11 protein-coding genes and 2 tRNA genes are annotated in these 10,673 nt (G+C 53.3%); 8 read left to right on the top strand and 5 right to left on the bottom strand.

Annotated features, from left to right (window positions below):
- Both DW806_RS14735 and gltA read left to right on the top strand, forming a co-directional pair.
- Positions 1-423: iron-sulfur cluster-binding protein (locus DW806_RS14735; RefSeq protein WP_442861157.1), on the top strand; the 423-nt coding region annotated here is incomplete at its 5' end.
- Between the two features lie 2 nt (positions 424-425).
- Positions 426-1,820, top strand: a complete 1,395-nt coding sequence (gltA, locus tag DW806_RS14730) for an NADPH-dependent glutamate synthase (RefSeq protein ID WP_118730431.1) — start codon at positions 426-428, stop codon at positions 1,818-1,820.
- Positions 1,821-2,128: 308 nt separating this feature from the next.
- Here gltA and DW806_RS14725 read toward each other — a convergent pair whose 3' ends face one another.
- From DW806_RS14725 to hprK, 5 genes are all read right to left on the bottom strand, one after another.
- Positions 2,129-3,025 carry a hypothetical protein gene (locus DW806_RS14725; RefSeq protein WP_118730430.1) on the bottom strand — a complete coding sequence of 299 codons (897 nt, stop codon included), beginning with the start codon at positions 3,023-3,025 and terminating at the stop codon, positions 2,129-2,131.
- 338 nt (positions 3,026-3,363) lie between these two features.
- Positions 3,364-4,212, bottom strand: coding sequence for a hypothetical protein (locus DW806_RS14720; protein ID WP_118730429.1), 849 nt, complete (start codon positions 4,210-4,212; stop codon positions 3,364-3,366).
- 21 nt (positions 4,213-4,233) lie between these two features.
- Entirely contained in the window at positions 4,234-5,631 is a 1,398-nt protein-coding gene (locus DW806_RS14715; protein WP_158578401.1) for a stalk domain-containing protein, read from the bottom strand.
- A 168-nt stretch (positions 5,632-5,799) separates the two neighbouring features.
- Complete coding sequence (locus tag DW806_RS14710; protein WP_118730427.1) at positions 5,800-6,342, bottom strand: hypothetical protein; 543 nt, start codon at positions 6,340-6,342, stop codon at positions 5,800-5,802.
- 72 nt (positions 6,343-6,414) lie between these two features.
- Positions 6,415-7,347: an HPr(Ser) kinase/phosphatase gene (gene hprK, locus DW806_RS14705; RefSeq protein WP_117492289.1), complete on the bottom strand. Its 933-nt coding sequence runs from the start codon at positions 7,345-7,347 to the stop codon at positions 6,415-6,417.
- Between the two features lie 264 nt (positions 7,348-7,611).
- Here hprK and rpmB point away from each other — a divergent pair, with 264 nt between their 5' ends.
- The 6 genes from rpmB (at position 7,612) to DW806_RS14675 (ending at position 10,383) form a co-directional block, all read left to right on the top strand.
- The gene (gene rpmB / locus DW806_RS14700; protein WP_110436524.1) at positions 7,612-7,800 is read left to right on the top strand and encodes a 50S ribosomal protein L28; all 189 of its coding nucleotides are present in this window, start codon (positions 7,612-7,614) and stop codon (positions 7,798-7,800) included.
- A 91-nt stretch (positions 7,801-7,891) separates the two neighbouring features.
- Positions 7,892-8,578 (top strand): AzlC family ABC transporter permease, encoded by a 687-nt coding sequence (locus DW806_RS14695; protein WP_118730426.1) that lies wholly within the window; start codon positions 7,892-7,894, stop codon positions 8,576-8,578.
- A gap of 2 nt (positions 8,579-8,580) precedes the next feature.
- The gene (locus tag DW806_RS14690) at positions 8,581-8,910 is read left to right on the top strand and encodes a branched-chain amino acid transporter permease (protein WP_110436522.1); all 330 of its coding nucleotides are present in this window, start codon (positions 8,581-8,583) and stop codon (positions 8,908-8,910) included.
- 156 nt (positions 8,911-9,066) lie between these two features.
- Positions 9,067-9,142: transfer RNA gene (locus DW806_RS14685), tRNA-Thr, on the top strand.
- 21 nt (positions 9,143-9,163) lie between these two features.
- Positions 9,164-9,248: transfer RNA gene (locus tag DW806_RS14680), tRNA-Tyr, on the top strand.
- Between the two features lie 283 nt (positions 9,249-9,531).
- Positions 9,532-10,383 carry an AbiH family protein gene (locus DW806_RS14675; RefSeq protein ID WP_118730425.1) on the top strand — a complete coding sequence of 284 codons (852 nt, stop codon included), beginning with the start codon at positions 9,532-9,534 and terminating at the stop codon, positions 10,381-10,383.
- Positions 10,384-10,673: the final 290 nt, after the last annotated feature.

Genomic DNA, 10,673 nt, shown 5'->3' with positions numbered 1-10,673 from the left:
GAGATGAAGAACGCCTGCACCAACCTGCACATCGTGACCGACGACGGCTCGAACGGCCGCAAGGCACTGGTTACACAGGTGCTCAAGGAACTGATCGACGCGGGCAACCAGTACGATGCCGTTATCGCCATCGGCCCGATGATTATGATGAAGTTTGTCTGCGAGACCACCCGTCCGTACGGCATCAAGACCATCGTTTCCATGAACACCATCATGGTTGACGGTACCGGCATGTGCGGCGGCTGCCGTCTTACCGTTGGCGGCGAGACCAAGTTCGCATGCGTTGACGGCCCGGATTTCGACGGTCACCTCGTTGATTTTGACAGTGCAATGCGCCGCGGTGCCATGTACAAGGCACAGGAGCGCGCGGCGGTAGAGCGCCGCGAGGAGCATTGCAATCTGTTCAAGAAGGAGGTCAAGTAATCATGCCGAATATGAATCCGAACAAGTGCCCGATGCCCGAGCAGGCGCCGGACGTCCGCAATAAGAACTTTGAAGAGGTAACGCTCGGCTATACCGCTGAAATGGCGATCGAGGAAGCACAGCGCTGCCTGAACTGCAAGAACAAGCCCTGCATGACCGGCTGTCCGGTACAGGTTAAGATTCCGGAGTTCATCGCTCTGGTTGCCGAGGGCAAGTTCCTCGAGGCGGCTGCCAAGATCAAGGAGACCTCCGCACTGCCGGCTGTCTGCGGCCGTGTATGCCCGCAGGAGAGCCAGTGCGAGTGTCACTGTGTCCGCGGCATCAAGGGCGAGCCGGTAGCCATCGGCCGTCTGGAGCGTTTCGTTGCGGACTATGCGCGCGAAAACAGCACCGAGAAGGCAGTAAAGCCGGAATCCAACGGTCACAAGGTTGCCATCGTTGGTGCAGGCCCGGCCGGTCTGACCTGCGCAGGCGATCTGGCTCGTATGGGTTACGAGGTTACCGTTTTCGAGGCGCTGCACACCGCAGGCGGCGTACTCATGTACGGCATTCCGGAGTTCCGTCTGCCGAAGGCTATCGTGCAGAAGGAAATCGACACGCTGAAGGACCTCGGTGTTGAGTTTGTTCTGAACTTCGTTGTAGGCCGTTCTGAGACCATCGACGAGCTGTTCGGTGACGGTTACGAGGCTATCTTTGTAGGCTCCGGTGCCGGTCTGCCGACCTTTATCGGTGTTCCGGGCGAGAACGCAAACGGCGTTTACTCCGCAAACGAATACCTGACCCGCATCAATCTGATGAAGGCATACAAGGCAAACGCCGACACCCCGATCTACCACGCCAAGAAGGTCGCAGTAGTCGGCGGCGGCAACGTCGCAATGGATGCTGCCCGCTGTGCAAAGCGCATGGGCGCGGAAGAGGTTTACATCGTTTACCGCCGTTCTGAGAAGGAGCTTCCGGCTCGTCTCGAGGAGATTCACCACGCGAAGGAAGAGGGCGTTGTGTTCAAGTTCCTGACCGCTCCGCTCGAGGTGCTGTCTGACGAGAACTTCAACGTCACCGGTCTCAAGTGCCAGCAGATGGAGCTGGGCGAGCCTGACGCATCCGGCCGCCGCCGTCCGATTCCGGTCGAGGGCAGCGATTTTGTGCTTGATCTGGACTGCGTTATCGCGGCAATCGGCACCAGCCCGAACCCGCTGATCCGTCACACGACTCCGGGTCTGGACACCAACCGCAAGGGCTGCATCGTGGCTGACGATGAGCACGGCATTACCTCCAAGGACGGCGTATTCGCCGGCGGCGACGCCGTTACCGGCGCGGCTACCGTTATCCTCGCAATGGGCGCAGGCAAGCGCGCTGCGGCTGCGATGGACGAGTACATCAAGAATAAGAACAAGTAATTTCTGCTTGCTTATGCGAAAAAGAACCTGTCTTACGACAGGTTCTTTGAGGCTGTCGAAAAACTCCGTTTTTCGAGCAGCCTCTCGATTGAAACCACGCTTTCAATCGAATCTTGACGAAAAGCCGCGCCCTACGGGCACAATTTTTTGTCCCTTGTATAAAAAGTCAGGGACACGCCCTGACTTTTTATGAATTTGCTCCGCAAATTCTATTTTATGCGTGCTGCCGCACGAAGCGTAAAAATTAAAATAATGCTTTTTTGACAGACTGAAAGAACCTGTCTTACGGCAGGTTCTTTTCTTATGCGTTAAAACAGGTCTAACATATTATCCAGATAGATTTCTTCTCTCACGCGCAGCTGATACGCCGGTTTTGTCATATAATACAGCAAAAACTCGAGGATCAGCGCGCTTCCCAGTCCTCTGCCCTCGATCTTGAACTGCGAAAATCCCATTGGCAGATACGTCCGCAGAACAGCATCAACGCCGATGAACCCCAGATTTTCCATCGCCTTGGAGAACCGATAGCCGCTCTGTGCATCCGGTGCTTTACACCGGTGCTCACAGTCCTCACCGAGATTTTTGCGGCTGACAACCTCGTAGCATTGCTTACGGTCACTGCACCCGAACCAGCAGCACTCATTGCACAAAAATTCCACCTTATCTTTGTGCACCTGCGACAAGGCGTTTAATTCCTCAAACCGTTTATTCAATCGAAAATCCGGCACGACATACCGAAATTCTTCCCTGTCCAGCTCGTGCCGAAAATCTTCAAAATCGGTCAACACCTTGGTCGTAGACGACACGAGGTACAGCGCCGGATACCGCGTCCGCAGGTAGTCGGTCAGCAGCTCGGAATGCACGATTACGCCGTTCTGCACGCCGTTTGCCTGCGAAAACAGCTCGCAGAGTGCATTGCATTTGCGGTCGGACAGGTGTTCCTCGCGCAGAAGCGAATTGCTGAATGTCAGCCGCGCAGAAACGCCGTACTCCTGTGCCAGAGCCAGCGCTTCGCGTGCGCCGCACTCACCGAAACCCGCTCGTCCCCCTCCCCAAAGGCAGTCCGCCGGTGCGCCGTAAATGGACCCAATCTCACACCAGTCATAAAACCAGTCACGATTTGCGCGGTATAACGGCAGGAATGCGCGGTAAAACTCGTAAAATTCAAACAATCCGGGCAGATGATAGTATGCTTTGGCTGACACGGCCGCTCGCCTCCTTTGCTCCGTATAGCATACCACAAAATGCCGAAATACGCAAAAGAACCTGTCGATTGACAGGTTCTTTTCAGTTTGTCAAAAAAGTTGGTATTGAACCAATTTTATCATATCGCGCGGCAGCGCGCGTTAAATAGAATTTGCTTTGCAAATTCATAAAAACCGGGAGCGTGTATCTCGGTTTTTATACCTTAAGAGGGAAAAAGTTTCCGTATGGGAACTTTTGGACGACTTTGGAACGGCCTACGGTCCGTTCCTGCTTGTCGGCGAAACTGTAGTTTCGCGACAGCCTGCAAAGAACCTGTCGATTGACAGGTTCTTTTCACTCAAACCCACGGAAATACCATGTGCACGCTGAACAAAGTTGCGGCTGCGCTCAGTGCGTTGGCGCACAGCGCGTAAGCGATTGGATGAGCCGTTTCCCGCCGGGTTTGCAGCCGTTTGCGGTAAACAACGGCCTCGACAATCCAAATCACAAGCTCAAGCGGCGCAAATACCAGATACCGGTAGAACGGCATGCCAATCCACATGCAGGCCGCCGTTACGACCGTGAGCAGCAGCTGTGTGCCGATGTTGACGCCGAGGAACAGCTTTGCGTTGCGCCTGTCCCAGAAGCCGAACGGCAGCAGTAGGATTCCCTCTATTAGCAGCGTCGGCAGCAGCGAGGACGCAAACTGTTTGAGATATGTCAGCAGCGGATTTCCGGTTTTTACCGTATTATCCGCAAAGTCACAGGTGAATACCTGCTGCAGCTGTGTGCGCTTCATCACCTCAGAAAAGTTTACTTTCTGCTGAGAATCATCATAAACCGCAATCCGAAACGTGTCCGGCGTGCCGAAATAGCTGAACACAAACGTGTCCTTGTCCGGATGCTTGTAAAACAGAGGCGGTTGTGTGCCGTCCAGCATGGCATAGTGCCAGCCGTCCATGCGGTCGCGCTCCAGCGCATCCAGCGGCAGAGACGCGCGGTCGATATGATTCCACTCGATATTGTCGATGCATTGCTCGGGTACCTCGCCCGGAATGAGCAGGTCAACGTAGTAATCGCCGTCCGGCGCATTCTGCACCTGAATGGTGATCTGCGGTTTCGGACCCGAATCCGCACTTGCGGAGACCGGCAGCACGGCCAGCAGGAACGCGGCTATGCACAGGCAGGCTTTCCACTTTCGTTTCATGGCGGTCATCCTTTCTCGTATTTAGTTCTCCGTTCCACCGAGATACAGCGTATTCCCCTTCATTTCAACCTGTTCTCCGAGCAGTTCAAACAGCTTTGCCGGAACCCACGTCTTGCCATCAGCGAAATACGGCGCCGCGCCGAACGAAACCGGTGCTTCCGTGCCGTCGCCATTCATCACCGAACGGATATAGGAATCCTCACCGATGTTTATATGCGTCATAACCTTGCCGTTGTTCATCTTCGCCTGACGATTCTCTATGTCCCACGTCACGGTGTAGCCGAGGGCTTCGCCGACCTCACGGAGCGGCACCATAGCCACGCCGTTTTCCATGCGCCCTTTGTCGAGCGTCTTGTCCTTGCACACGATGTTAAACGCATTCGTCTCATCGGCTTCTCCGGTGAAAGCATTCGGCACCCCGCCGAGATACAGCGCGTCCCCGCGCATCTCAATCTGCTCACCGAGCAGGCCGAACAGCTCCGCCGGAACCCATGTTCTGCTCTGCGCGATATAGGGCGCGGCACCGAGTGCTCCCGGGCGGCTCATGCCGTCCGCGTCCGGCAGAGCGGTTGCGCGGAAATACTCGTCCTGACCGATGGTCACAGTCGTCTGCACCGTGCCGTTGGTGAGGTGCACCGTGCGGTCCCTGGCGTTCCACTTGACCGTAAAGCCGCACAGCTCGGCGGTCAGGCGCAGCGGAACCATGGCCACGCCGTTCGTCATGCGGCCTTCGCCGATGGCGATATCGCCCTCAATAACGATGGCGAACGTGTCGTCCTCGCGCGGCAGCAGCACGATTTTCTCTGTGGATGCCTGTGCCGGATAGGATTCCAGAATCGTATCATACCATGCAAAAAACCGGGTTCCCATGCGGATATCCTCAAGTTTTGCCTTGTTTTTCGTGCCGAACGGCGTAACAGACGCATTCCGTGCAATGTTCAGCGTCAGGCCGCCGTTGCTTGCCTGCACAGTCAGACTGCCGTCCGCATTTCTCTTCACCTGCTCGGCAGACAGCAGGCTTGCAGGCTCGTGTTCGTCGGTCAGATTGACCAGAATCGCCTTGGCATACACCTGCGGCGGCTCGGACAGCGCCATCATTTCCCCGCAGTATAGGTACACCTCGTCACCCTTTTTGATATCCTGTGCGCCTGCCGGCAGACCGGTCTGCGTGTCCATGATGATCGTCTGCTCCGCAATGTGCACCACAACTGTGCCTGCGGTTTCAGTGCTGACGGTCAGCTCGCCGTCCTGCCTGTCGGTTACTGTGGCGCGCACGCCGTACAGGTCAAGCTCCGCGTGCTCGGCGGAGTCGGTCGCTGCCGCGTCCGTGTCGATCAGGTTCACTGCTCCGGCGGGAATCGCGCTCATGCCGAACAGCACCGCTGCAAGCAATGCCGCCATTCGTTTTTTCTCCATCATAATAACTACCTCCTTTTTATACCCAGTTAGACGGTCCGGAAGCGGTTTTGTTCCCGGTTTTCTTTCGGTGAGTGCAACAAAAAACATCCGCTCTGTTTAGTCGTTTTCCCTAAAAGAAAACGCAGGCAAAAGACATGACCGTCAAAGTCACGCTTTTGCCTGCATACCTTATTTATTTCGTTCCAGAGAGGCTTTGTGTGCCGTCTCCATTTTGCTCAGCAGCTCCGCCGCCGGTCCTTCCGGATAGTCGGCTTTGCACGATTCCATTACCTGTGCAAACTCCTCCGAGCCGTCATGCCATGCGGCATCTGCCGAGGCAATCTGCCCGCAGATGAACTCTGCCGCCGGTGTGCTGTCGCCCGACGATACCGTCTGATCCCCCATCAGCACCAGATACGCCAGAACAGTATGCGGCGATTCCAGAAAACGGCTCCGCAGCTCCTCGCACGCGCCCTCACTCGGCCCGCCATCGGACGTGAGCGTAAACGCGATCAGCCTGTCGAGCGCGACCGTGTCCGTATGCGCCATCACATACGCAGCGTCCTCGCTGTTTGCATCGGTGCTGACTGCCGTCCAGTCGGTCTTCGCCAGCTCGGACGCAACCGCCTGCGCGGACGAATCCGCCATCTGCGACACCTTTTCCCCACCGGCACCGCTGCATCCCGAAAGAAGAACAGACGCCATACATACCAATACCGCTGCTTTTTTCATAAAGATCCCCACCTTTTATTGAATTGTTGAAGGCAGCACCGCTTGCATGGTGCAGTATTGCCTTACCTTTTATCAGTTGCCGTACTGCTTGAGCATACGCTCCTGCAGTTCCTTTGCGGCGTTGAAGCCCATCTTCTTCTGACGGTCATTCATCGCTGCAACCTCGATGATAACGGCAAGGTTACGGCCGGGCTTTACCGGAATGGTCAGGCTCGGAACCGCGATATCGAGGATGGAGGTCGTCTGGCTGTCCATGCCGAGACGGTCGTACTGCTTGCCGTCTTCCCACGGCTCGAGGTTGATGACAAGCTCAACCTTTTCGGTCATTTTAATCGCGCCGACACCGAAGATACGGCGAACATCAACAATGCCGATGCCGCGCAGCTCGATAAAGTGGCGGATAACCTCGGGCGCCGTACCGACAAGCGTCTTGTCGGATACACGCTTGATCTCAACCGCGTCGTCCGCGATCAGACGGTGGCCGCGCTTTACCAGCTCGATCGCAGTCTCGGACTTGCCGACACCGGAGTCACCGAGCAGAAGCACACCTTCGCCGTAGATTTCGATGAGTACGCCGTGCAGCGTAACACGCGGTGCAAGATTGACCTTGAGGGAGGCGATGATCGCACTCATGATGGTAGAGGTAAACTCGTTGGTACGGAGGATCGGCACACCGTGCTCCTGTGCAGCCGCAAGGCATTCCGGAAATACGTCAATGTTGCGCGAGAGCAGCAGCACCGGGATGCCGGTCTCGAACAGACGGTCGAAACGGCTGCGGCGCTCCTCGCTCGACAGACCCTCTACATAACTGGACTCAACCTTGCCCATGATCTGGATACGGTTCGGATCGAAATAATCAAAAAATCCTGCCAGCTGCAAACCGGGACGGTTTACGTCGTCCTTGGTGATCTCGGTCTTTTCAAAGCCCTCCGGACCGTAAACGACCTCAAAATTAAATTCATGGATCAGATCGCCCAAGCTGACACCGAATTCTTTTAACTGCATAAGTATAATGCTCCCTTCCGCTGTGGCAGGTATTCTATATCCTCTTTACTCTGCTGTTTTATTACTGTATAATACATAGTATAATACATAAAGTAGATATAGATGTATTATACCCTATTTTCCTGTTATTTTCAATGATTTCCGCACGGACCGCAGGAAAACTTGAAATTTTCTCTTTTTCTGAAAAAAATGCTTGCATTCATTCTATACATGTGGTAATATAATATCTGCTATGCAATGCCCGAAAGAAGGAGGTGCAGGAAAATGGCAAAGTGCGATATTTGCAATAAGGGTGTGACCTTTGGTATTCAGGTTTCCCACTCTCACCGTCGTTCCAATCGAACCTGGAAGCCGAACGTTCGTCGCGTAAAGGCTATGGTCGATGGTACTCCCCGCCATATCAACGTATGTACTCGGTGCCTCCGTTCCGGCAAGGTTACCCGCGCTATCTGATTTTAACGATCTGTGCGTTTACGTTGAAATGCCAAAGCGCTCTGTTCGCAGAGCGCTTTTCTTTTACCCTTATAGTATGTAGGTGATTTCCATGAAAAAGGCGTTTCGTCCTGCCTTTACCGCCACGATACCCGTACTGTGCGGCTATCTGTTCATCGGTTTTGCATTCGGTGTTATGCTGCGCGATATCGGCTTCGGATCGATCTGGTCCTTCTTCTGCAGCCTGAGCATCTACGCAGGCTCGGGACAGTATCTGCTTGTATCGCTTCTGGCAGCCAAGGCATCCCTTGTTACCGTTGCTGTGATGACACTGCTGCTCAACTGCCGGCATATCTTCTACGGTCTGTCCTTTTTGGAGACTTTTCATGCGATGGGCCGCCGCAAGTGGTACATGATCTTCTCGCTGACCGATGAGACCTATTCCCTGCTGTGCTCGGTCAAGACGCCCGAGGGCATTGATGCAGGCGATATGCGCTTCTGGATCGCCATGCTGGATCACAGCTACTGGATCCTCGGCGGCGTGCTCGGCACGATCATCGGCGGCATACTGCCGTTTGACACCACCGGCATTGATTTTGCCATGACCTCGCTGTTCACGGTTATCTTCGTGGAGCAGTGGCAGAGCACCAAGTGCCACATTCCCGCACTGATGGGACTGGCTGCGGCAGCTGTGTCGCTCGCCATCCTCGGGCCGGACAATTTCATTCTGCCCGCCATGCTCGCAATCTGCGTCATGCTGGTCGCTATGCGCGGCCGTCTGGCAAAGGAGGTCGCCTGATTATGACAACTGTTTATGCTATCGCCATGATTGCCGTGGCAGCCGTCTGCACATTTGCAACGCGCGTCGCGCCGTTCCTGCTGTTCAACGGCTCCAAGCCCATCCCGCCGATCATCCGATACCTCGGCTCTACCCTGCCGCCCGCAGTCATCGCGCTGCTGGTCGTGTACTGCCTCAAGAACGTCGGCTGGGTGACGGGTACGCATGGTATTCCCGAACTGCTGTGCATTGCCATCACGGCGCTGCTGCACATCTGGAAGCATAATAACCTGCTGTCCATCGGCGTCGGCACGGTGCTTTACATGGTGCTGGTGCAAAATGTGTTCGTTTAATCCGTACGCAGGGGCGGATCGGTGTGTCCGCCCTTTTCCGATAGCGGTTTACAGGGCTTTACAATTATTTTCGATAACTTTGCAAAAAGCTGTTGACAATTTGCTCTCTGCATGCTATTATATATAAGTCGCTGAGACAGACGGCTTGACAAAAACGCTGGTGTAGCTCAGTTGGTAGAGCAGCTGATTTGTAATCAGCAGGTCGGGGGTTCAAGTCCGTCCACCAGCTCCAATCAAGCTGGTAACTGAATATGGAAGGTTTCCCGAGTGGCCAAAGGGAACAGACTGTAAATCTGTCGTCTATGACTTCGGTGGTTCGAATCCACCACCTTCCACCAAAGCGAAGAACGTACCGAAAACGGTGCGTTCTTTTTGTTTATACTGATGTTTTCGCTCTGATAAGTTTGGATAAATCCACGATTTCGATTTTCCTGAAAGTGGCGGTGAAGTGCTGCTGAACGAGGGAAAACAGTCCGTTTAAGGGAAAATTTAAGGGAACGGAAAACGGTCTCCCGCGCGAGCTGAAACAGCGATATTTCCGAAGGGGCGTGTATCTTATTGTTGCACAATCTTTTAGTCCCAATTACAATATAGTTATCAAAGATTGGACGGTGAAATATAATGTCACGCATGCTTGTTGTTGGTAATGGTTTCGACCTTGCTCATGGTTTGCCTACAAGATACAAAGATATGATAACTGAGTTGCAGAAACAGTTTACCCTCCCTAAAAGCGCATCGAAGTGGTTATCCGCTGAAGATATCGACCGTTTTTACTTCAACCCGTTTATCAAATATTTTACTCAAAGCAAATCAGGGAGCAACTGGACAGATTTCGAAACTGATATCCGAGAAATCGTTAATTACTTTTCTCTTGGTCGCTCCGGTTCCCCCTTTAACGCCAATATCAACTCCTGCTTTCAGACTTTTTCTCGGCCGCTGAAAAGTGGTCAAACATTCAAGCAATGGTCCGAACTGCAAAAATATCTCAATGAACTGATTGAATATATCGACCTATATCTGAGTGTATACCTTCCGAAGGTGTACCAGCCCCAAAATTATTCTCCAAACACGCAGTTCCCCAATTTCATCTATCAACAGGAATATGATTACTTTCTGTCATTCAACTATACCAATACATACTACGATACCGCCGAAACCTTGGATAATGGTATCGGTGTAAACACGCCGTTGCGCGAACACTTCATCCACGGGCGATGCTCTACGTCCGGCACCCCTCAAAATATTGTCCTTGGCACAGAAGATCAGGACCCAGAAAATCTGGACACGATCTACTTCAAGAAATATTTTCAGCGGATCCAAAAACGAACCGGGCGCGAAGTCTATGATTGGTTTGCCGCCGACAAGGAAATCGAAGTGGACATCTTTGGGCATTCCATGGACATCACCGACAAAGATGTCCTGCTGATGATTCTAAATACCGCTGTCCGGACTCATATTTATTATTATAATTAGGCCGATTACGAACAGAAGATAATCAACTTAATTCGTCTGTATGGCAACCCTGACGAATTTACCAAACGGTATTATGCTCATAAAATAGATCTGCACCCTATCGATCCGTATATGCAGAAAAATCGTTCGACAGATTCATAAGCATCGCATATATGCTTAGCCTTACATATGAAAAGACCCCTCAGTGTCCAAACCGAACACTGAGGGGTTTCTCCTTACTTCATCGCCTTTGCCAACTTCTTGACCAAATCCTCGCCCCACTGATAGCGGAGCAGGTACTCGATGGTCTG

The sequence above is a fragment of the Butyricicoccus sp. AM32-19 genome (assembly GCF_003480365.1).
GTDB classification, from domain to species: domain Bacteria; phylum Bacillota; class Clostridia; order Oscillospirales; family Butyricicoccaceae; genus Agathobaculum; species Agathobaculum butyriciproducens.
The sequence above is the reverse complement of the archived record's forward strand: the minus strand, read 5'-3'. Positions and strand labels throughout refer to the sequence as shown.